Here is a 21,818-nt window from a genome sequence, read left to right on the forward strand (position 1 = left end):
CGAATTATGTCCTTTCAGCTTGACAGAGGTTCAAGCACTGGCCATTCTTCGCCTTATCCCAAAGTTCCGGAGGACCCCGTGAGTAGCCGACTAAATACTGAGATCTCGGACGAATATCCGGACTCCCAGCAGTTTCGGCCGGACTTTTCCCATAAACAAAGATTGGGAAGGTTGTTGGATTCCTACGCGGACAATTTGCTAGAACCACCCTTTGAAAAAGTGGTTCTTCTTAGCGAGTTGCGTTCTATCCGCAAATAAAGATAAAACTCTTTTCAGAACAGATTTGTTCGGCCTCGAGAATTCTCCGAGGCCGGTCTATCTGCTCCCGCAAGTGTGATAGAGCAGTATTAAGATTCTTTAATTTTGTGGGTCTTTCTTCCTAAGAAGTAAAAGCAAGCCAGGGCGAGAAGTCCTGAAGTCCCCATCACTACGAGCATCGGATATTCCGTTCCATCGTGCAGAATACTTACAGCAGCAGTAGCTACTGCTCCGAATACCATTTGCAATGCTCCCATCAAAGCGGAAGCGCTTCCTGCGTTTTTAGAGAATGGTGCCATGGCCAATGCTGAGCAGTTTGGTACGATCAAACCGAATGCACTTACTAATAAGAAAATAAAGAAGAGCATAGGAATAAATCCGAATCCGAGCAAACTGGATGCGACCAAGCAAACAGAAAGTCCGATGAACGAAAACACCACTACCCTTACGATCGTGGCCGCTTCGAATTTTTTCAAGAGAAGTCGATTGATCTGACTGAACAAGATCAAACCGAATGCATTGAAGCTGAATACTAAACTATATTCAGTTTTTGTTAAGCCGTTTAAAACCATAAATACGAAGGGAGAACCTCCGATATAGGCGAACATTACGGAAGCAGCAAATCCGGAAGTTAGAACATAGACCCTGAATATAGGATTCTTAAAGACCTCGGCATATTCTTTTAAAACCGGGCCTAGTTTTAAGGAAATAGAATGATCTGCACCTTTCTTATCATCAAAAATATAAATGGAGAGAAGAAGAGTTAAGGCAGAGATGAGCGCTAAAGCGTAGAAGATCATATTCCAATTCGCGTAATTCAAAAGAATTCCGCCGACGGAGGGTGCCACTATGGGAGCAACGCCCATGACTAAAAGGATCTGAGAGAATACCTTTGCTCCTTCGTGTGGAGAGAAAACATCTCGAACCACGGCTCTTGGGATTACCATTCCTGCGCAAGCACCTAAAGATTGGAGAAATCTAAAGAAGACTAATGACCAAACTGAATCGGACAATGCGCAAGCAAGAGAGCTCACTATGTACAAAATGAGTCCATAAATTAGAGGAGTCTTACGACCGAATCTATCTATTATCGGGCCGTAGAATAATTGTCCGAAAGAAATTCCGAAAAAGAAACTAGTTAACGTTAGTTGCACATTCGAAATTGGAGTCCCAAAATCTTTTGCAATTGCATCCATACCAGGAAGGTACATATCGATAGAGAAAGGACCTACCGCGGTTAGGATGCCTAGTAGTATAATAAGAATAGTATTAGATGATTTACTCACGATCCTAGGATCGAGTCGTTGATCATCCGGTCTATTCTTCTAGTTGTTTTCTCAAAATTTTCTTATCGAATTTACCAACGCTAGTCTTAGGGACCGAAGGAACCGACCGGATATCATCTAATTTAGGAAGTTGCCAGTGAGCGAAATGCTCTTTGAGTCTCTCTAAGATCTTTTTCGGATCAACAGACTTTCCTTCTACAGGAACAACGAAGACGACAGGAGCTTCATCTCTGACTGGATCTTTTCTTCCTACAACTGCTGCTTCCAGTACGTCTGGATCTGCCATCACGAGATTTTCCATATCAACACTGGAGATCCATTCCCCTCTTGTCTTAATGAGGTCCTTTTTTCGATCCGTAATTTGCATGTAACCATACTGGTCTAGAACAACGACATCTCCCGTCCGGAACCATCCATCGGGTGTAAATGACTCAGGAGAGACTCCACTTCGATAGGAACCTGTGATCCAAGGTCCTCTTACAAGAAGTTCTCCGGGAGTGTGTCCGTCTTTAGGTACGTCTTTTCCATCGTCGTCTACCGCGCGGATCTCAACGCCTGCCATCGCTACTCCTTGCTTAGCGCGATACGCATAACGTTCTTCGTCTTTCCAATCATTCATAAAACTTCTAGGACGAGAAACAGTTCCCACAGGAGAAGTCTCCGTCATTCCCCAAGCATGAAGAATAGAGATCCCAAAATCCTTTTCGAATCCTTCTATCAACCCTTTTGGAGCTGCAGATCCGCCTACGACCATAGTATGTAGTTTCAGATTATATTTTGTTTTCTTTAAGTGTTGATAGAGTACATTCCAGACTGTAGGAACTCCTGCGGTAAGTGTGACTCCTTCAGATTCCAATAATTCTGCTAAGCCTGCTCCTAATAGATGCTTTCCTGGAAATACTAATTTGCAGCCTGTCATTACAGAAGCGAAAGGAATTCCCCATGAGTTAACATGGAACATTGGCACAACGGGAAGAACAGTTTCCTTTTCACACAATGCCAAGGCGTCTCCCATACAAACCGACATAGAATGAAGATACGTAGATCTGTGAGAGTAGACGACACCTTTCGGATTTCCTGTAGTTCCTGATGTATAGCAGATGCATGCAGCTTCAAACTCATCAATCGGTTCGAAATGCTCTGTCTCATCCCCAGTTGCTAAAAAATCTTCGTAAGAGATCGAGTTAGGAAGATTCGGAAAAGGCATATTCTCCTTATCATCAATGATGATGAACTTCTGCACTCCCTTGATCTGATCCAGATTCTTTTCCAAAGCGGGAGCTAAAGACTTATCTACGAATATAAATTTGTCCTTTGCCTCGTTGATGATATAAACCAGTTGTTCCGGGAACAATCGAACATTGATCGTATGTAGAACTGCTCGGATGGAAGGGATCGCAAAATATAATTCTAAATGCGCGGAATGATTTAAGCAGAAAGTGGCAATCGCTTCTTCCGGTTTTACTCCTGCCTTTCTGAGAGCATTCATCAATCGGATTGTTCTTTTATAGAATTCTCCGTATGTATAACGCTGAATGGAATTATCATGCCATTTAGTTACGATTTCTTTATGTGGATGTGCATCCTTCGCTCTTTTAAGAATGGAAGGAAGTACTAAAGGATAATCCATCATTGTGGAACGCATATGATTCTCCGCTTAAGAAAAAGAATTTCGCAAAAATCTAATCTATTTATCTTCTAAAGGTCAAGAAGAATCGAATGTTTTCGGTTAGGTTTGAAAATTAAGGATGTAATGTGAATCTTGTTCGAAAAAAAACCAAACGTAGTTTGCTAAAAAAGAGGACTCTATTCGCAATAACCTGCCATCGTGAATCCTAGCTCATAACCGGAGAAGACAGGAATGGCAGCTGCCCAAGCATTTCGTGCTTCCGGATCTTTTAGATCTCGGACAGCGATTTCTATAATATTTTTTGCAGCGATAGTCAGTCCGCAAGGAGAGATAGGAAGACCTTGGTCCCCTTCCATATATTTAGCTAGAGAAAGAAATAGGAAATTCCGAACTAACTGGGACTTGGAATGAATTGCTTTAGAAAATCGAATGTACTCTTTTAAATTTTCAACAGTCTCTCTTCGATTGGCTGTCGAGATCGGATCTGCTTTCATTTTTGTTGCGGTCGCGGTGAACCTTTTTTCGAGTTCCCAACGTATCTTCTCCGCACATAAGAAGTCCATACCTTCTTTTGGATTGAGAGTCTCGTACTTACTTCTATAATATTCAATCTTTCCCCAGCGACTGATACGAAGATGCTTTCCTTCCTTTGTTTCTAGATCGTAAACGATCTCTCCAGTATAGTAGGTTTGTACCTTTTGCGAGTGGGTGGCAGACTGAAAGCTCTCCAAGATCGAGATTCCTGCTGGAGTAAGAGAAGGTCCAGTGTTACCAGTAAGATAAGCAAAGCAGGCTTCATAAGCCTCTTCTTTATCATAATAGTTGCCGTACATTGCTTGCGGGGTGACTAAGCAGCCCGAGCACAGAAAAGAAAAAGCGAAAACGCAAAGAATAGAACTATTACGAGGAAAGTTTATCATAAAGTATTTGGTTTTTCCTTGACGAACCTCAGTCTAAAATACCGTATAGGGTATAATCTATGGACGCAGAAGAAATCAGAAAACAACTCAGCAATCGAATTCACAGGATTAAAGGACAATTGGACGCTATTGAAAGAGGCCTTTATAACGAAGATGAAGATTGTGAAAAAACCCTACTTCTTCTAAAGGCCTCCAGCCAAGCATTAAAAAAGTTCGGCGAGGCTTATGTGCAGGAATATATGGATCGCTGCTTTTCTGATAAGAAATCCGGTGCGGTCGTCCAAAAGAACGTCAAGAAAGCGATCAAAGCCGCCTTCTCACTCTAACTTTTCTCCCTTCTCTTATCCCCTTATACATAAATAGACGCATTCCAGGAGAGCTCAACGCTTCTACTGGAATACTTTATTGGTCTTTAGCTGGCTTAATATTAAAATTTTTTGTATACCCCATGGGGTATTATAAGTCTATATACCCAGGAGGGTATATATGACCCAAATAGATCTAACAAATTGGTATCTGGAACGGGTGCTCTTTGCGCTAGCCGGAACAGTCTCCACAATAGGGCTTTGCGTGGGGTTTTTTATTTCACCCTGGGGCTTCTTGTTCAATGGGATGGTCTCGTTCAACCTTCTTCTCTTTGCTTCCGTACATTTTTGTCCTGCTTCTTATGTTTTAAACAAGTTGGGAGTGCCTTACAAATGCGAATTACAGAAAGATTGAATATTGTAGGTAAGCAGACTCTCCGTTCTATGATCGGAGGGTTGTTTCTTTTTCCGGCGTGGATCTCCGCGGCTCCTCTTTACGATTTTGAATCAGTTTGGAAGAAGGTGCTTGAGAATTCTCCTTCTTTGAAAGCAAAAACGATGGAGGTCGAAGCGGCGAAATCTGCCAGCGAGAGAGCTGGACTTCACTGGTTTCCGAGGCTTTATACTGATTTAAGAACTTATAATACGAATGATCCGACTCTAAATTTCATGGGTAAGTTGGGACAGAGAGCAGCGACCCAATCTGACTTTTCAACCATGAGTGTTAGAAGTAATCCTGCAAATTATCTAGATTCTAACAATCATCCGTATCAAAATCTAAACCCAAATACTGCAAATTTATTCGCGAAAGATACCTTAAATCGTCCTGGCAGCAATACATACTCTAGAGGAACTCTAGGCATGGATCTTTCTCTATATGAAGGAGGCTCGCAATCTGCATTAAAAGAAGTTAGAGATAAAGAATTGGAAGGCACTCGATTAGAAAGAGAATACTTCAAGAGAACTCTGTATCTTCAAACAGCGCTTGCTTATCAGTCTTCCGTTATATTCGAAGATTCGATAAGAGAACAAGATAGATTGCTTAACCAACTTGAGATTTATCTTTCTTCGTATCGCTTGGACTCTAGTCTGAATCCGCTCGGTCATGCTGGTTCACTATCCTTGAAATCGATCAAGCTGAGACTTGGGGCTGAGAAAAGAGAGAACGAACTGTCCCGGACTGAGACTCTGGAATCACTTAAAATTCTTTCTGGCGGTTCTATAGAAGAATTTCGTGCGGAAGAAAATTCATTGATCCGATTTTCGGAAAACTATCTTCCCTTCTCTTCTGATCTATCACAGAGCAACACTGTTCTTTCTAAGGTATTTGACTCTTACTCAAATGCAAGTAAGCAAAAAGTAAAAATGGAGAACGCCAAATTTCTCCCGAAGGTAGGAGTTTATGCGGAAGCATACGGATACCAAGGAGATCGAAATTTTGCGAATGCGTATAACGCAGGAATCTATCTCCAAATGAATTTGCTAAATCCCACGGATATCGGTTCCAGAAAAGAAGCGATTATGAGATCCGAAGCCGCGCAGGCAAAGGCTACGGAGGTTAAGATTAAGGAGAATTCAAATTTCTTAATATTACTGAGAAAAGAAAAGTCTTTAGCCGAAACGAGAGTAGATGCTGAAAAAGCATATCAGATCCAGTCGGAGCAACTAAGGATCTCTCAAGGTTTATTCAAAAAAGGGAATATTCCCATTATCACACTTGCAGAGAGTTTTTCTAGAACGGCTGACGCTTTACGAAAGAAAAGCCAATCGGACCTAGAATATCTGAAAACCAGAGCTGAACTAATCCTTTATTCGGGAGATATCGATGAAAACCGAAACTGAACTATCCAAAGGATTTGCCGGCAAGCTTGCAAATATCTTTGTCGCATCTAAACTAACTCCAATTTTCGCAATTGTAAGTATCCTAGTTGGAGTCTTTGCAGTATATCTCACTCCTAAGGAAGAAGAACCTCAGATCTCTGTTCCTATGGTTGATATCTCGGTTTTTTCTCCTGAGTTTTCCGCGAAGGAAATGGAAAGAAAGATCACCGAGGTGATAGAGAAAGCGGTTTGGGGATTGGAAGGAGTGGAATATGTATATTCTGCGAGTAGCGATCACCAAGCTATGATTACTGTTCGGTTTAATGTAGGAGAACCGTTAGAGCCTTCCTTGGTTAAGATCCATCATAAGATGATGGAGATAAAAGGAATTCTTCCTCAAAACATCTCGTCACCTTCTATTAATTCCTATACGATAGATGACGTTCCTTTTCTTGCACTTACATTCAGTTCAACCGAGAGAGATGATTATTCTTTAAGAAGTTTGGTTACTCCTCTCGCTAAGGAATTATCCTCTACGCCTGATCTCTCTAAAGTAGAGGTTTTGGGCGGAAGAAAAAAAGCGTTACGCGTCATTGCAAATCCTGTCAGAATGAAGGAGTTCGGGATAGATTTCTTGGAACTTGCAGAAGGTTTGAAGGCTAATTCTTCTTCTTTTCCTGCAGGAAAGAATTGGGGAAAAGAGAAGACGTACGACATTGAAATTGACTCTTCTCTCAGAACCGTTTCGCAACTGAGATCCGTTCCGATCAAACAAAGCTGGGGACGAACCATTCTTGTCGGAGACGTAGCAGAAGTTCAAGAAGGTCCACAAGAAAGACAACGTCAATCCATTCTATTCCAAAAGAAAGGCGCTATAGAAGGCGAGAATGCAGTTACAGTAGTCTTCTCCAAAAGAAAGGGAACAGATATAGAAACTCTTTCTAAGATCATTCGAGAGAGAGCACAGACATACAGAACTACTCTTCCGAATGATATTCAATTCACGGTCATTCGGGATTACGGACTGACAGCAGGTGCAAAGTCAAAAGAGCTTATCGAGCATCTAATCATAGCCACTATCTCAGTCTCAGTATTGATCGCTATATGGATGGGACTCAGGGCTTCCTTTGTAGTATTTATTGCGATACCGGTTACCTTAGCTCTCACGTTATTCGTATATTACTTTCTAGGGTATACTTTGAATCGAGTGACCCTGTTCGCTCTCATCTTTTCCATTGGGATCCTTGTGGATGATGCGATTGTAGTGGTGGAAAATATTGAAAGGCACCTAAAAGATTCGAAAGGAAAGGATAAGATTAAGGCCATCCTTTCCGCAGTATCGGAAGTAGGAAACCCTACAATTCTGGCTACTTTTACAGTGATTGCTGCGATCCTTCCGATGGCATTCGTAAGAGGACTCATGGGTCCTTATATGAAACCGATCCCTGTGGGTGCGAGTCTTGCGATGATCCTGTCTCTCCTTGTTGCATTCTCCGTGATCCCTTGGGTTGCTTCGAGAGTTTTGCATCAGAAAAAAGAATCCGGATCTTCTGAGAACATTTCTAAATTAGATCGGGCTTATCTAAGGATTGCATCTTGGCTTTTAGAATCGAAGCTCAATCTAGCAAAAATGGTTTTGTTGATCCTGTTCCTTTTCTCCATCGCGGTTGGTATGGTAGTCTTGAAGGCAGTAAAAGTAAAGATGCTTCCTTTCGATGACAAGGATGAATTTCAGATCACATTGGATTTTGATCCGACTACTCCTTTGGAGCAGACAGTTTTTCAAAGTAAAGAGTTAGCTAATCTTCTTCTGCAAAACCAGGAGATCCAAACAGTTCAGATATTTGCAGGGGAACCTGCTCCCTTCTCTTTTTCAGGAATGGTAAAACATACATTTCTACGCAGAGACGATTGGAAATCGGATCTACATATTCTTCTAAGAGATAAGGGAAAAAGAAAGAAGAAGAGTCATGAGATCATTGAGTCTCTTAGGCCTACTCTCCATGATTTTGAAAAGAAGAATGAAGTTCTGACTAAGGTTCTAGAGATTCCTCCTGGGCCGCCCGTGCTTTCTACATTAGTGATTGAGATCTATGGTCCTTCTGAAGAAGGCAGAAAGAATGTAGCGGATGAAATTCTATCAATAGTAAAAAACCAAGGTGATGTAGTTGATATTGATTCTAGCTTAAGAGAACTTCGTCCGAAGATACATTATCCTTTCGATTTTCAGAAAGGTGGTATCGTAGGAATTCCTTCTGCTAGGCTTGCGGGGAATATGGATTTGTTCTTTAACGAAAGATCTCTCTTCCTTCTTTCAAACGATAGAAATCCGGAAGATGTTTCCGTAGATCTTTCTGTTCCGAATCAGATCCGTTCTTCTAAACAGTCGCTTTCTTCTTGGGGAATTTCATCTAACGTCTCCGGCTCTGTCATTACGAATGCATTGGTTGGTCCTGAGAGAATTTCGAGTTCTAGAGTTTTACACAGAAAGAACTTGAAGCCTGTAGAATATATAACAGGAGAATTTTCCGGCAAGGAAGAAGCTCCCGTATACGGAATTCTTTCGCTTTCTTCCAAAATCTCATATCCGACTTCGACTGCTGAGGTCCCTTGGAATACCGAAACTCCAAAACTAAAATGGGATGGAGAATGGTACATTACGTATGAAGTCTTTCGTGATCTAGGCGGAGCCTTTGCTGTTGTTATGGTCTTGATCTATATTCTGGTATTAGGTTGGTTTCAAAATTATAGATTGCCAATCATCATCATGGCCCCCATTCCGATTTCCTTGATCGGAATTATCCCAGGTCATTGGATTACCGGAGCTTACTTCACGGCAACTTCAATGGTCGGCTTTATTGCTGGAGCGGGAATCATCGTAAGAAACTCCATTATACTCGTAGATTTTATAGAAGCGGAGATCGAGTCGGGAAAATCGGTACGCCAAGCAGTTTTAGATGCAGGAGTAGTGAGATTTCGTCCCATGTTCTTGACTGCGGCAGCAGTAATTGTGGGAAGTTCGGTCATGCTCTTTGATCCGATTTTCCAAGGACTTGCGGTTTCTTTGATTTTTGGTGAGATTGCGGCGACTGTGCTGAGTAGATTCGCGGTCCCTGCGTTTTACTATTGGTTTTCGGGTAGAAAGTAAGGGGTCGCTATTTTCGCTCTCAAGCTCGACCGTTCGAGTCCCTAATATTTTGCCGAAGAAGGGACTCGAACCCCCACGGTGTTACCCGCTGGTACCTGAAACCAGTGCGTCTACCAATTCCGCCACTTCGACTAGTGGTTGGAGGGATTTTCTCCCTTTGGATAATTTTGCGTCTTGGGACTTTCCGTCAGCTTATTTTTGGAATTCATTGACACGATAATTGAGAGGAAAGTAGGGTCAGGATAAAATGAAAGAAGAGCGCAAGACTTCAGAGACGGACATTAAGTTGGCCCTAAATATTCGAGGCACGGGAAAGTATCAGTTCGATACTCAGATCCCGTTTTTCGAGCATATGCTCTCGCATGTTTCCAAGCACGGGTTGATCGATTTGGATCTTTGGCTGCGAGGCGACATAGAAATCGACTGTCATCATAGTGTCGAAGATACAGCCATTCTTCTAGGTGCTTCTATCCATAAGCAGCTCGGCGACAAGGCTGGGATTAGAAGATACGGCCATTATACCCTGACCATGGATGAAGTACTGACCACAGTAGCTGTGGATTTAGGTGGCAGATATTTTTATAAATATACCGGGCCGGAGCTCACAGGCAAGTTTGGTATTTATGATGCGGAACTTTCTTTGGAATTCCTACAGAAGCTTGCCTTGAATGCCAAGATGAATCTTCACGTGGTCGTTCACTATGGCGATAATAGACATCATATTCACGAATCTATTTTCAAGGCTTTGGGTAAGGCTCTGCGTATGGCTATCGAGATCGATCCGGCCGCCGGCGGAGCTATTCCTTCTACGAAAGGCGTTTTGGAATGATTGCCGTTCTTGATTATGGAATGGGCAATATTCATTCTTGCTTGAAGGCAATCTCTTTATTTACTAGCGACTTCGCTTATACCAAAGATCCTGAAACTCTTAGATCGGCTCAGGCACTTATTTTGCCTGGTGATGGTCATTTCGATAAGGCAATGTTCAATCTGAATGAGTCCGGCCTTCGACAATTCGTAGATGATCATGTTACGAAAGGTAAACCTCTCTTCGGGATTTGTATCGGTTTTCAAATCCTATTCGAAGATTCAGACGAGACCATTTCTGGAAACCAAAAGCAGATTGTTCCTGGCTTAGGATACATAAAGGGAAAGGTCCGAAAATTCAAAGGCAAGAATTACAAGGTGCCTCATATCGGTTGGAATAAACTGTATAAACGAAATCCTTCCAAAAGTAATTTGTTAAAGAATGTGGAAGACGAATCCTTTGCTTATTTTATCCATTCTTATCGCCCAGTGGATGTGGAGTCCAAAGCAGTGAGCGGTGTTTGCGATTATTATGGAGAAAGATTCCCCGCAGTTGTCGAGAAAGAAAACATTTGCGGAACCCAATTCCATCCGGAGAAGTCTCATTCTTTCGGTTTAAAGATCCTGGAGAACTTTATTAAATCTTTATGATATTAATTCCTGCCGTTGATTTGTTGGATAACACTGCTGTTCGTTTGTTCAAAGGAAACTACGACGAAAAAACCGTTTATTCTACCGAGCCTTGGAAATTGGCCGAAGGTTTTGAAAGAAACGGTGCGACTCTTCTTCACTTAGTGGATTTGAACGGAGCAAGAAATCAGATCGGTGTGAACAGCGAATCTATTTCAAAAATCCGTAAATCGACGAACCTCAAGATCCAGCTTGGAGGAGGTATTCGAGATAAAGAAAAACTAGAATACTACGACTCTATCGGGATCGACCGTTTTATTTTGGGGACTGCTGCCGTAAAGGATCCAGCTCTTTTAGAATTTGCTCTGAATAAATACGGTGAGAATCGGATCGTAGTCGCAATCGATGCAAGAGACGGAATAGTCAAAATTGCAGGCTGGGAAGTCGATTCAGGAGTTCATTATTTGGATCTGATGGATAAGATGCAAAAGGCTGGGATTCGGAACATTATTTTTACCGATATCGCACAAGACGGAACTTTGGCAGGTCCAAACCTCAAAGCATATAAGGAAATCCTAAGTAAATATAATTTTCAAGTAATTGCCTCTGGTGGGATTTCTTCTCTTCGAGACATCATGGCCTTATCTTCTCTTGGTACTCCGATCCCTATGTTCGGTGTGATCACTGGCAAGGCTTTGTACGAAGGTAAGATAGATCTTGCAGAAGCGATTACAAGTCTAGGCGCTGACTGATCTAATTCATTCTAGTCGTTTGGCTTTTGGATATATTTTTCTTTCCTTATGCCTTCCTAATACGTAAAAAGGTTATTTATAATCGGAGTTCCGAATGAAAAAACTGCCATCTAATTATATTCTCGCCGTTGTTTCCGCCGTTGCCGCTTTCATTTCTTTTCTTTTGATCCGCAAATTCTTCGGTGGGCAGGCAGGAGACGGAGTAGCTCAGGCAATTTGCGATGCTCTTAGCGATTCAGGTTCTTGTGATAAGGTTTCCGAAAGCAGCATCTCAGCAATCCGTGGAGTTCCTGTTTTTGGTGATATTCCGATCGCTCTCTTCGGATTTGTATTTTACGGTTTTATTACATATCTTTTCGTTCGATCCGAATTGAATAAGGATGCTTCTAAAGGATATCTTCTTTTCAGCTTTTATACTTTAGTCCTTGCTCTCGTCGTAGATATCGCTCTCTTCTCCGTTTCTGTATTTTATATAGATGCGATTTGCGGACTTTGTGCGGTAACCTGGACTTGCACAGTTTTACTGACTGCGGGAACTTTTTTGCAGATCAGAGACTTCGGAGACAAATCTCCTAAGATCATTCCTGGTATCTTAAAAACGGAAGGTCTTAATACTTATATCGTGCTCTTGGCTCTTCTGGTGGTCGGTCAGATTGGAGGAAAGTCTCTAAACAATTCTCTCGTTGATGGAGAGCATACTGGACTTTCTCAAATCCAAAAACAACTTACCGATTACGAAAAGGCTCCTCTTCTATCTATCGATATCAAAGGTTCATCTTTCCAGGGCGATCCAAATGCACCGATCACGATCGTAAAATTTGCGGACTTCAACTGCGGACATTGCATGCATACTTCTCATATTTTGAAGAAGGTTCTGAGAGACTACGATGGTATCGTAAAAGTAGTGTATAAGAATTTTCCTTTAGATGCTTCTTGCAATCGATTGGTGCAATCTCCTCGTCCAGAAGCAAGTTCCTGCGTAGCTGCTTCTGCAGCGATCTGCGCGGATAAGCAGAAAAAGTTCACAGTGATGTATGATGATCTATACAAGAATACGGAGAATCAAGTAATGCACACTCCTTCTACAGTGCTTAGCCTGGCACAACAAGAAGGATTGGACATGAATCAGTTTAGATCTTGTCTTTCTTCTCCAACTGTAAGAGATCAGATCAATAAAGAAGTGGATGAGGCCGACAAACTGCAAATTCACAGTACACCTAGTTTATTTATTAATAATAAAGCCATTCAAAGCGGAACTCCAAACGAGCAGTTCCTTCGCGCTTTGATCGAGAGCTTGATCAAGAAAGTTTAAGGATCTCTTGTGTCGGATACGGCCGAGGAACAGAAAAAACAGATACTTTGTAGGAATTGCGGTTCGAGCATTCTTTCCGACTCGGAAAAATGTTTGTTCTGTGGTTCTTATCAGCAACCTGGTCGTCTTCCTTTCTTGAAATATCTTTCGGAAAGTAGGATTTTCAGGATGGGTTTTCTATTTCCATTCTCTTCTCTGATTGCGATCTCCGTTCCGATATTTAATCTATTTCATCCAATCCCTTATGCAGATTGGTCTTGGATCTTTATTCTTTCGTTCTTTCTGATCGCGTTTACAATCTTCGGTTTTATCTCGGAGAGAATTTTCCTAAATAAGGTAAAGGGAGATGCTAAGGATTTTAGAGAAGGATTCTTTGAATGGCAGAAGAACTTGTATCTCAAGACTCCGTATCTTTCTTTTCTTGGAATGTTCTTATTTGTGTGCGTTCCCTTGCTGGATTGGGAAGGTCCGATCGCTTTTTCGGCATCTTCTTCTTTCATTTGGACCGCTTTGCTTGTATTTTTGCTTAAGATACTGATCCCTCTTTTCTAAACTACGGAGACCTAACCCATGGTTCAAAAGGCCGTAAGGATACTTATCCTATTTCTTATTCTAATGATCGTTTTTGCTTCGCTTATCACCTGGCATACGATCAATTTCCGTCCTCTTACATTAGGATTGTATTATGAAAAGATCTTTTGGGAAGATGTGTTGGATGATCCAGAGACTTTAACTTCTCTTAGGATATTGGACTCTTGGGGAATTCGATCTCATAATCACAAATGGTCCGATTCTTCTCCGGAGAAGGAGATGGAATTGGCCGACAAAGCCAAACGAAATCTCGAGATCCTCAGAACGTACAATCCTGCCGGTTTGAATAGAGAAGATCGTACTTACTATAAAGCTTTGGAATGGAATCTACAGTTGGAATCCGATCGAGAGCACTATATCTATAACTATTATCCGGTGAACCAATTATTCGGAATTCAAAATCATATTCCTTCCTTTTTGGCCACTTCGCATATCGTGGAAGATGAAGAGGATCTGAGCGCCTATCTAGATAGGCTCAAAGGAATTTCGGAGAAAATGGAGCAAGTGATTCGAGGCTTGGAACTTAGAGAGTCGAATGGAGTCATTCCGCCGGATTTCATTTTAAAGAGAGTCATTCATGAGATCGAAACATTTCGCATAAAAGATGTGGAATCGAATATTCTTTATTCAAGTCTGAAATCTAAATTAGAGAAATCGAATGAAATAACACCAGAAAGAAAGGCTTCTTCTCTGACTGAAACTAAAAAGGTACTCCTTGATTCGGTGTATCCTTCTTATTCCAAATTACAGACTTTCTTAGAAAGACAATTGAGATCCGCAAACAATAAGGCAGGAGCCTGGAAACTTCCGAATGGTGAGCAATTTTATGCTCATACATTAAAGAATCATACTACTACCAATTTAACTCCTCAAGAAGTTCACCAGATAGGTCTCTCTGAGGTTAACCGTATCCAAACAGAAATGAAAACCATTTTGGAGTCGGTCGGAATGAAAGGCAAAAATATCCAAACTGCAATGAAGGAGTTAAGAGAAAAGCCTGAGTTTCAATTTCCGGATGAACCAACGAGTAAGGAAAAGGTTCTGGAATCTTATAAAACTATTTTGGAGGATTCGATCCGAAAATCCAAAACCATATTTCCGAAATGGCCAAAAGCCAAGGTTTTGGTAGAAAGAATCCCGCAGTTCAAAGAGGCGGGAGCAGCCGGAGCTTATTACGAAGAGCCTAGTCTGGATGGAAAACGTCCCGGTGTATTCTATGCAAATTTAAGGAATATAAAAGAAATCCCTAAATTCGGAATGAATACCTTAACCTATCACGAGGCTGTTCCAGGACATCATTTACAGATAGCTTGGTCTCAAGAATTAACGTCAGCACCTCGCAAGCTTAGGACTACTCACTTCACTGCTTTTGTGGAAGGTTGGGCTCTTTATGCGGAGCGTCTTGCTAAAGATTATGAATTTTATTCAGATCCATATATCGATCTTGGAAGATTACAGGGAGAACTATTCCGTGCGGTTCGCTTGGTTGTAGATACAGGGATTCACTATAAACGTTGGAGTAGAGAAGAAGCCATTCGGTACATGTCCGATAATACAGGCATGGGGCCGACAGAAGTTACTTCTGAGATTGAAAGATACATCGTTTATCCTGGACAAGCATGTGCGTACAAGATCGGAATGATGTCCTTCTTAAAAATGAGAGAAGAATGGAAGACTGCTAAGGGCAAGGACTTTGATATCAAAGAATATCATGGCTTCGTTCTCGGAAAAGGTTCACTTCCTTTAGAGATCTTAGAGCTAACTTCTAAAGAAGAACTAGGACTTACCTCTAAGAACTGATTAGTCTGGATTGTGATTCAAGGTCTTAGACTTTCCTGCGGGAAAGGATTGTACAATCGCAGAATGTAAGAAATCTCTAGCCTTTCCTACAGCAGAAGAAATAGATTCTCCTTGCCCAAGATAAGAAGCAATCGCCGAAGAATAAGTGCATCCTGTTCCATGAGGATTAAAATCCTGAACAAAAGGCTTAGAATAAGAAAGACTTTCTCCATTCGGAAAACTTAATATATCTAAGGCCTCGGCAGAATGTTTAAGATGACCGCCTTTCAATAAGACAGGCACTCCTAATTTTTTAGAAAGGGATATTGCCTCTGGTTTCATCTCTTGGGAAGTTTGAATTTCTCCTGATCCTAGGATTTTTGCTTCATCTAGATTTGGAGTAACTATTCCAGCCATCGGCAATAATTCTTGGATGAGTGAAGAGATTGCTTCGTCTTGTAGAAGTTTGGCTCCACTAGTCGCAACCATGACCGGATCCACGACTAAATGAAAGTCTTGGCCTTTCGCTCTATACTCTTTTAGGATTCTCGAAACCGTTCGGATCAGGCTCTCTGAGAATAGCATTCCTGTTTTCACAGCTTTCACAGGAAAATAAGAAAAGACTGCACGCATTTGTTTTTCAAGAAAGCCTGCGTCCACTTCTAAGATGCCAGTGACTCCATCTGGATTTTGAGCAGTAAGACAGGTAATCACGGAGGTACCGAAACTTCCCGTGCTATTGAATGTTTTCAGATCCGCTTGGATTCCTGCGCCTCCTCCTGAGTCGGAGCCTGCGATCGTTAATACTACCGGTTTTGACATGAGTTCTCTTACGTTCAAGGCCAGCCGAATAGATCCCAATCGACTGTTTCTTCTCTAGAGAATTTGATTCCTTCGGATTCTAAAAGTTTTTTTTGTAAAATTGCTCTAGGAGCATCGCCTCTAAAGGAAATTTTTCCCTGGCTATTGATGACTCTTTGCCACGGGATCTTTTGCTCCTGCCCTTTCTTGAGGGAATTCAATGCATAGCCAACCGCTCTGGCAGCTCTAGGTTTACCTGCCAAGACTGCGATCCGTCCATAACTAGTGACTCTTCCCTTAGGCACCTTCTTTACGATTTTATAAACTTGTTCGTAAAAGTTCGGGATCTTTTCTTGTACAGCCTTCTTAGTTGGCTTCGATCTCATACTGCAGATCTTTCCATCGGACTTGCGTCATTGCTAGGCTGTGGAGGTCTTAGAGGCAATTCCACTTTGAAGACGGTTCGTCCTGGCGAAGAATCCACAGTAATCTTGCCCTTATGTTTTTCTACGATTCCTTTTACGATCCCAAGGCCTAGTCCGGATCCTTCTCCTTGGTCCTTAGTGGTAAAGAATGGATCCCAGATCCTATCTTTGATAGAAGAATCGATCCCCGGGCCGTCATCCTGGACTTCTATAGTTACAGTCTCTCCGGAAGAATAAACTGAGAGCTCAATCACTCCCTGTCCTCGTATCGCCTGGTTTGCGTTTTGGATCAGATTGGTCCAGACTTGATTCAACTCATCCGGATTACAGACAACTCTAGGGATCGGAGAGAAGTTCTTTTTCACTTCTACTCCGTACTTCAACTGGTTGTTCATGATCACTAAAGTATTCTCAATCCCTTCGATCAGATCGGCATTGGTAAATGATTTGCTCTGATCCAAGTGAGAATAGTATTTCAAGGCTTTGACGATACGAACGATGTTCCGGATTGAATATTTGATGTTCTTAATATTTCGATTCGTATTAGAAGCATGCTTGAGCATTTCATATCCGGATTTAGCGCTTTCTCCCTGGATCAATACCTCATAGATATACTTGCGCACTTCCATAATATCATTTTCGATAATGAAAGAAGAAACTTCGCCGGCAAAAGAAGGATCGACTCCGATCTGAACCATCTCTTCTTTCACTTCCTTTTTCACCCGGAACTTATCTTTGGATTCCATAGGTTGATTTTTCTTTCTGTCTCTCAGGATATGAAGAAGAGCAACTTCGAAGGATTTACGTAGCTTTTTATTCCGAGCAAATTTAACGATCTCGAATACGTTTTTCACTATATAGTTCATATTCGATTCTAGATTGTCCGCAGAACCGTTGATCACTCCGGCGGGAGTATTGATCTCATGAGCGATCCCTGCAACCATGGTTCCTAAAGAAGCCATCTTCTCGGACATGATCAACTGGGATTGTGCGCTTTCTAATTCTTGTGTTCTATGACGGACTTTCTCTTCTAAGGTTTCGGTTAGCTCTATTAATCTTTCATAAAAAATAGAATTGGATAAAGACATCACAGAAACGGAGCGCATCTCATTCAGCTTTTCTAATTCGGAACTAGTATATCTTCGTCCGTCAGATCTTGGGCCTAGAACAAGCATTCCTAAAAGGCTTTTGTTTAAGATAAATGGTACTAATAGATCTGCTTTTGTTTTTGCGGAGAAAGCGAGTGCATGCTCTTTGATCTGGAGGAACTTAGCATTCTCGATGAATTCCTCAGAATAAAAGATCTTATCGTGTTCGGTGATCCAGAGTAGAAAAGGATCGAAGATATAAAAATGATCCTCTCCCTCTTGGTTCGGATAAGGTGAGAATTTTCCAAGGTCCTCTTTCCAAAGATATATCTTGCATCTGGTAGTATTGATGATACTGGGCAAGAATTTCAGGATTTTCTCGCAAACGCTTTCGGTGATGTTGGTTGCAATCAAATCGCTCTTGAATTTATCTAACGAAGAAAGGTATTTTACGTATTCCTGGTCCTTTATGTTTAATTTGGAAAGAGCCGAAGATAAATTCCAATTCGTGCTGAATTCATTGAACCAGACCCAGACAAAAACAGCTCCTAAGGTTGTGAATGGAAGGCTGATCAGAAGGGCCGTGGTTCGATTCGCATCCAGCGAACTGAAATCCAAAGCGATAATTAATGCCGATTGCAAAAGGAATGCGGCTAAAACGAGACCTACTATGGGTCCGAATTTGCGTATGATTTTCATCGCTTGCCCGTAAAATTAGGCTTAAGAATGTCAACTTCCACAATTCCAGTAAAGGAGTTTTTTACGATCGCGCGGGTCTTCGGCGCGTTCTACGATTTGTATTCTCTCGAAAGAGGAAGGGTTCGAGCTGTTTTAAGAGGAAGGCTCAGAAATTTTGCCGCAAAGGAAAGGCATCCTTTCGTAGTCGGTGATCGGGTCCAAGCCATGGAATCCGGAGGTGAATGGGCCATAGAGGAGAGATTACCTCGTAAGAATGAACTTCTTCGAAAGAGCAAGGAAGGGGACGCTCAAGTTCTCTGTGCGAACGTGGATCAGGTCGCGGTCCTAGCCTCTTTGAAAAATCCGGAAACCAAGGACGGATTCTTAGATAGATGTCTTGCTGCGGTCCATCTTGCAGGAGTTATTCCTCTCATCGTATTTACGAAATCCGATTTGGTGGATCAGGAAACGGTGGCGCATAGAGCCTCCGTCTATCAAAATTTAGGTTATGAAGTCTTAACAGTTTCCTGTCAGACCGGCCAAGGTCTAGACGAATTGCATTCCAGGTTTTCGTCTAAAACTACTTACTTGGTGGGAAATTCGGGCGTAGGAAAATCTAGCTTAGTAAACGTCTTATCGGATAGAGAGTTGCAAAAGACCTCCCAAATCAGTCTTTCCACGAAGAAAGGTAAGCATACGACCACGAATTCCAATTTTTTGGTGCTCGATAATAATATAATATTAATCGACTCTCCCGGGATCAAAGAGTGGGGTATTCTCCATCTTTCCAAAGGGGAAATTTTGGATAGCTTTCCGGAATTAAGGAAGCATAAAGAGTTATGCGACATTTCCGATTGTTGTGATGCAGGGCCTGGGTGCAAAATGTTGCTTTCTTTAAACCAAGAAGCCGATATTACGATTGAAAGGAAGAAAAGCTTGGAATCTATGCTTGCCAGCTTGGAAAACCCGTTTAGAATTACACGTAGGGACCACTTAAAAAATGAAAGTAAGCCCTAAATCCTTAGAGTACAATTCGATCGAAGAAGTAATGAACTTCGTGAGGGATTACGGTACGGGAAATATGTTACGTTTCCTGAATGCTATCGAAGATAATAGCGGCAACGTACTCGTAAAGGAAGAGGTCCAAGTCAAAGAGTCTGCTTTAGCAAGACTGAAAGAAATCAAAGGCCAATACAACCCTGAATTCAAGATCAAACTAACCAGAGAACTTATCGGCCAGATCCAGGATAAACTCTGCGAAAAGATCGTCCTACAACTCAGAACTACGGATAAGAAATTCCTAAAGTTCATGTATGAAGAAAATACCTTCAATTACAAAGGTATCATACGAAACGCATTATCCAATAAAAAGCATCTTCTATCATTATTCAAGGTCTACGAAGTAAATCCAAACTTCTTCAAACATATATGTGAATTAGGACTTCTCGCTCTTGGGATCGTACTCATTCCGGATGCGTTGAAATATAAAATGCTTCGCCGTTATTCTTTTCTAGGCGGCGTGTTTATGGACATCGCTCGAGTTACCGGAGACAATTGGAATCGACCGTTTCCGGATGATACCGAGAAAACTAGGATCGCAAAACAATGTGCAAATTTCATGCAGAAGTTGGATCTTCCTGAGTTCGTGTGTTCTGCCGCTTCTAATCACGTTCCCTTAGGATTGCAAGATAACACCGATGTTAGTGCCATTCCCGCCAAGAAGGGAGATAGAGAGAATCCTGATGAGACCTTCTTCTCCGAGTTAATGGTAGAAGATGGCGAAAGTGATTCTGCTCCTGATGCTGCGGACGAAGAAGAAGCTGGTCTTCCGGATAAATCTGAAGATTTCCTAAGAGAGCTTCTTACAGACTCATTAAAGATTGCTCGTTATATTCATACCGTCAGTTCCTTTACACATGATAAAGAATATGTAATGGAAGAGTTAGTATACTTCCTCGCTTATAATACTACTCGAGGATACTTTAACGAATTACTCGCTAACCCACTCGTTAATCTCTTCAAACAATTTGAAGAAAACGTAAAGCGTATGCGTAAGCTCGCAGAAGTAGAAATGCAATGCCTTCATCCTCCCGCTGCTTGGGCTTATCCTAAGCCAAAAGCTAGCCAAGTTCTCTGTAAGAACAAGGTCTGGGACTGTCCGAATATCGTTCAGGGATGGGACATACATGTGATCTCTTCACAAGAAGCGTTTGGTTGGGTTGGATCCAGTTTACCTGCAGATCATTATCCAAAATGTAAATTAGAAGAAGAGCTGGATTCATTGCCTGAAATAGAGACGGTGAAAAAGGCAGAGAAGAAGTAGAATCCGTTCGATTTAAACTAATCCTAAAGGATTAGTAAGTTAGTCCCGATTGAAAACTGCCAAACGGTCATTTTTTGGAAATTTTTTTCTTACATAAATCTAAGTAATTTTAGAAAACGGCATTATACAAAGGATTCGTAAAAAAGTCCTTGTTCGTTTGTTGTATATAAAGCATTCTTAAGCTTAAAAGCGGGGGAGATAGTATGTTAAAATCAAAGAATACCCTAATCATTATATCGTTCCTTTCGATCGCTTACCTGATTGCTTGCAGTCCTAAGACTAGCAGCGACCATGTAAAGTCGGAAGCAACCGATGCGAACGCCAAGATCGTTTGGATCACTGGCGATGTTAAAATCCAATCTGCTGAAGGAGAAAGAAAAGCCGAGTTCGGACAATCTGTTTCTCCGGCCGACACGATCATTACCGGTAAAAACGGCTCTGTAGAGATTATGGTAGCTAATAGCGGTATCGTAAAAGTTTCCAAAGACACCGAGTTATCCGTCGCTGCACTTACTAGCGAAGAAGGAGCTAACGTTAAGGTGAATCTGAACTATGGAAAGATCGTTACCATGGTTCGCAAAGAGAACAAGAACTCTGATTTCCGCGTAGTAACTCCAACAGCATTAGCTGGGGTTCGTGGAACCACCTTCTTAACCTCTGTAGAGAACCCATCCGGTGGAAAACCGAATTGTGCTGAAGAGCATTGCGACGTTAAATTCGCAGTCTTAGAAGGTTCTGTTGCTGTTTCTAAAGTGGGAGAAGACGGAGAAGTCATTCTGGAGAGAAACAGAGAGATCACTCTGAAAAAGAACCAGAAATTGACTGACAAGATGATTCTTTCTCTTCGTCCTGAGTCAGTAAAACAACTCAAAGGACTGATCGTTCTGAAAAAGAATGATGTTTTAGAATATAATAATCTTGTGGACGAACTGAAAGCTTCCAGCGAAGAGCTTCGCATTTTAAGCCAAGCTTCTACTGTTGAAGAGGCTCGCACTCAATTGCAGAAACGTGAGATCTCCAAGGCGAATGCCGATGAGGTGACCAAAACTGCGAAAGAAGTGAACGAGACTAAATACGTTCAACAAGATGTTCACAAGGAAAAACTGAAATTAAACGCGAAAGAAACCTTCTAATCGAAGTTTTCTTCTTATTTTCTTCGCTTTTACCCTTTCCTTGAAATTGTAAGCCCCGCATCACAGCGGGGTTTCTCTCTTTAGATTTCTTAACAGTACTAACTCAGTTAGGTTGGATCGACTTGACCCGA

Annotated in this window: 18 protein-coding genes and 1 tRNA gene; 12 read left to right on the forward strand and 7 right to left on the reverse strand. The window is 41.7% G+C overall.

The features are described from left to right. Positions 1-347: 347 nt before the first annotated feature. From EHO59_RS03525 to EHO59_RS03535, 3 genes are all read right to left on the reverse strand, one after another. The gene (locus tag EHO59_RS03525) at positions 348-1,544 is read right to left on the reverse strand and encodes a multidrug effflux MFS transporter (protein ID WP_135584790.1); all 1,197 of its coding nucleotides are present in this window, start codon (positions 1,542-1,544) and stop codon (positions 348-350) included. 31 nt (positions 1,545-1,575) lie between these two features. Further along, positions 1,576-3,189, reverse strand: a complete 1,614-nt coding sequence (locus EHO59_RS03530) for a long-chain fatty acid--CoA ligase (RefSeq protein ID WP_135584792.1) — start codon at positions 3,187-3,189, stop codon at positions 1,576-1,578. 161 nt (positions 3,190-3,350) lie between these two features. Then, on the reverse strand, positions 3,351-4,094 hold the full coding sequence (locus EHO59_RS03535) for a hypothetical protein (RefSeq protein ID WP_246052634.1): 744 nt from the start codon (positions 4,092-4,094) through the stop codon (positions 3,351-3,353). A gap of 59 nt (positions 4,095-4,153) precedes the next feature. On the opposite strand from EHO59_RS03535, the gene EHO59_RS03540 reads away from it, so the two are divergent. The 3 genes from EHO59_RS03540 (at position 4,154) to EHO59_RS03555 (ending at position 9,368) form a co-directional block, all read left to right on the forward strand. Next, positions 4,154-4,420 (forward strand): metal-sensitive transcriptional regulator, encoded by a 267-nt coding sequence (locus EHO59_RS03540; protein ID WP_135584794.1) that lies wholly within the window; start codon positions 4,154-4,156, stop codon positions 4,418-4,420. A gap of 372 nt (positions 4,421-4,792) precedes the next feature. Then, positions 4,793-6,241, forward strand: coding sequence for a TolC family protein (locus EHO59_RS03550; protein ID WP_246052636.1), 1,449 nt, complete (start codon positions 4,793-4,795; stop codon positions 6,239-6,241). Next, on the forward strand, positions 6,225-9,368 hold the full coding sequence (locus tag EHO59_RS03555; RefSeq protein WP_135584798.1) for an efflux RND transporter permease subunit: 3,144 nt from the start codon (positions 6,225-6,227) through the stop codon (positions 9,366-9,368). The genes EHO59_RS03550 and EHO59_RS03555 overlap by 17 nt, the downstream gene beginning before the upstream one ends. 50 nt (positions 9,369-9,418) lie before the next feature. Here EHO59_RS03555 and EHO59_RS03560 read toward each other — a convergent pair. Next, positions 9,419-9,500, reverse strand: a tRNA-Leu gene (locus tag EHO59_RS03560). A gap of 115 nt (positions 9,501-9,615) precedes the next feature. Here EHO59_RS03560 and hisB point away from each other — a divergent pair. The 6 genes from hisB to EHO59_RS03590 all read left to right on the forward strand — a co-directional run bounded on the left by hisB (position 9,616) and on the right by EHO59_RS03590 (position 15,260). Continuing rightward, complete coding sequence (gene hisB / locus EHO59_RS03565; protein ID WP_135584800.1) at positions 9,616-10,197, forward strand: imidazoleglycerol-phosphate dehydratase HisB; 582 nt, start codon at positions 9,616-9,618, stop codon at positions 10,195-10,197. Continuing rightward, positions 10,194-10,826, forward strand: a complete 633-nt coding sequence (gene hisH / locus EHO59_RS03570; protein WP_135584802.1) for an imidazole glycerol phosphate synthase subunit HisH — start codon at positions 10,194-10,196, stop codon at positions 10,824-10,826. Before hisB ends, hisH begins: the two co-directional genes overlap by 4 nt. Further along, positions 10,823-11,557 carry a 1-(5-phosphoribosyl)-5-[(5-phosphoribosylamino)methylideneamino]imidazole-4-carboxamide isomerase gene (gene hisA / locus EHO59_RS03575; RefSeq protein WP_135584804.1) on the forward strand — a complete coding sequence of 245 codons (735 nt, stop codon included), beginning with the start codon at positions 10,823-10,825 and terminating at the stop codon, positions 11,555-11,557. The genes hisH and hisA overlap by 4 nt, the downstream gene beginning before the upstream one ends. A gap of 94 nt (positions 11,558-11,651) precedes the next feature. Further along, on the forward strand, positions 11,652-12,869 hold the full coding sequence (locus EHO59_RS03580; RefSeq protein WP_135584807.1) for a vitamin K epoxide reductase/DsbA family protein: 1,218 nt from the start codon (positions 11,652-11,654) through the stop codon (positions 12,867-12,869). A 9-nt stretch (positions 12,870-12,878) separates the two neighbouring features. Then, on the forward strand, positions 12,879-13,421 hold the full coding sequence (locus EHO59_RS03585; protein WP_135584809.1) for a hypothetical protein: 543 nt from the start codon (positions 12,879-12,881) through the stop codon (positions 13,419-13,421). An 18-nt stretch (positions 13,422-13,439) separates the two neighbouring features. Beyond that, positions 13,440-15,260 carry a DUF885 domain-containing protein gene (locus EHO59_RS03590; RefSeq protein ID WP_135584811.1) on the forward strand — a complete coding sequence of 607 codons (1,821 nt, stop codon included), beginning with the start codon at positions 13,440-13,442 and terminating at the stop codon, positions 15,258-15,260. On the opposite strand, the gene thiD is transcribed toward EHO59_RS03590, so the two are convergent. From thiD to EHO59_RS03605, 3 genes are read right to left on the reverse strand one after another with little or no spacing between them, the layout of a single operon-like run. After that, entirely contained in the window at positions 15,261-16,061 is an 801-nt protein-coding gene (thiD, locus tag EHO59_RS03595; RefSeq protein ID WP_135584813.1) for a bifunctional hydroxymethylpyrimidine kinase/phosphomethylpyrimidine kinase, read from the reverse strand. It abuts the gene before it with no gap. Positions 16,062-16,075: 14 nt separating this feature from the next. Beyond that, positions 16,076-16,426 (reverse strand): MGMT family protein, encoded by a 351-nt coding sequence (locus tag EHO59_RS03600; RefSeq protein ID WP_135584815.1) that lies wholly within the window; start codon positions 16,424-16,426, stop codon positions 16,076-16,078. Continuing rightward, the gene (locus EHO59_RS03605) at positions 16,423-18,252 is read right to left on the reverse strand and encodes a sensor histidine kinase (RefSeq protein ID WP_135584817.1); all 1,830 of its coding nucleotides are present in this window, start codon (positions 18,250-18,252) and stop codon (positions 16,423-16,425) included. The genes EHO59_RS03600 and EHO59_RS03605 overlap by 4 nt, the downstream gene beginning before the upstream one ends. Positions 18,253-18,279: 27 nt before the next feature. Here EHO59_RS03605 and rsgA point away from each other — a divergent pair, with 27 nt between their 5' ends. The 3 genes from rsgA (at position 18,280) to EHO59_RS03620 (ending at position 21,687) form a co-directional block, all read left to right on the forward strand. Continuing rightward, entirely contained in the window at positions 18,280-19,248 is a 969-nt protein-coding gene (gene rsgA, locus EHO59_RS03610) for a ribosome small subunit-dependent GTPase A (RefSeq protein ID WP_135584819.1), read from the forward strand. Then, entirely contained in the window at positions 19,232-20,554 is a 1,323-nt protein-coding gene (locus EHO59_RS03615) for a hypothetical protein (RefSeq protein ID WP_135584821.1), read from the forward strand. Before rsgA ends, EHO59_RS03615 begins: the two co-directional genes overlap by 17 nt. A gap of 203 nt (positions 20,555-20,757) precedes the next feature. Further along, positions 20,758-21,687 carry a FecR family protein gene (locus EHO59_RS03620; RefSeq protein WP_135584823.1) on the forward strand — a complete coding sequence of 310 codons (930 nt, stop codon included), beginning with the start codon at positions 20,758-20,760 and terminating at the stop codon, positions 21,685-21,687. Positions 21,688-21,818: the final 131 nt, after the last annotated feature.

The organism is Leptospira semungkisensis (assembly GCF_004770055.1).
GTDB lineage: Bacteria > Spirochaetota > Leptospiria > Leptospirales > Leptospiraceae > Leptospira_B > Leptospira_B semungkisensis.

Excerpts from the sequence above, each read along its gene's own strand:
- EHO59_RS03530 (WP_135584792.1), bottom strand. The coding sequence starts at position 3,189 with ATGCGTTCCACAATGATGGATTATCCTTTAGTACTTCCTTCCATTCTT.
- EHO59_RS03535 (WP_246052634.1), bottom strand. The coding sequence starts at position 4,094 with ATGATAAACTTTCCTCGTAATAGTTCTATTCTTTGCGTTTTCGCTTTT.
- EHO59_RS03540 (WP_135584794.1), top strand. The coding sequence starts at position 4,154 with ATGGACGCAGAAGAAATCAGAAAACAACTCAGCAATCGAATTCACAGG.
- EHO59_RS03550 (WP_246052636.1), top strand. The coding sequence starts at position 4,793 with ATGCGAATTACAGAAAGATTGAATATTGTAGGTAAGCAGACTCTCCGT.
- EHO59_RS03555 (WP_135584798.1), top strand. The coding sequence starts at position 6,225 with ATGAAAACCGAAACTGAACTATCCAAAGGATTTGCCGGCAAGCTTGCA.
- hisB (WP_135584800.1), top strand. The coding sequence starts at position 9,616 with ATGAAAGAAGAGCGCAAGACTTCAGAGACGGACATTAAGTTGGCCCTA.
- hisH (WP_135584802.1), top strand. The coding sequence starts at position 10,194 with ATGATTGCCGTTCTTGATTATGGAATGGGCAATATTCATTCTTGCTTG.
- hisA (WP_135584804.1), top strand. The coding sequence starts at position 10,823 with ATGATATTAATTCCTGCCGTTGATTTGTTGGATAACACTGCTGTTCGT.
- EHO59_RS03580 (WP_135584807.1), top strand. The coding sequence starts at position 11,652 with ATGAAAAAACTGCCATCTAATTATATTCTCGCCGTTGTTTCCGCCGTT.
- EHO59_RS03590 (WP_135584811.1), top strand. The coding sequence starts at position 13,440 with ATGGTTCAAAAGGCCGTAAGGATACTTATCCTATTTCTTATTCTAATG.
- thiD (WP_135584813.1), bottom strand. The coding sequence starts at position 16,061 with ATGTCAAAACCGGTAGTATTAACGATCGCAGGCTCCGACTCAGGAGGA.
- EHO59_RS03600 (WP_135584815.1), bottom strand. The coding sequence starts at position 16,426 with ATGAGATCGAAGCCAACTAAGAAGGCTGTACAAGAAAAGATCCCGAAC.
- EHO59_RS03605 (WP_135584817.1), bottom strand. The coding sequence starts at position 18,252 with ATGAAAATCATACGCAAATTCGGACCCATAGTAGGTCTCGTTTTAGCC.
- rsgA (WP_135584819.1), top strand. The coding sequence starts at position 18,280 with ATGTCAACTTCCACAATTCCAGTAAAGGAGTTTTTTACGATCGCGCGG.
- EHO59_RS03615 (WP_135584821.1), top strand. The coding sequence starts at position 19,232 with ATGAAAGTAAGCCCTAAATCCTTAGAGTACAATTCGATCGAAGAAGTA.
- EHO59_RS03620 (WP_135584823.1), top strand. The coding sequence starts at position 20,758 with ATGTTAAAATCAAAGAATACCCTAATCATTATATCGTTCCTTTCGATC.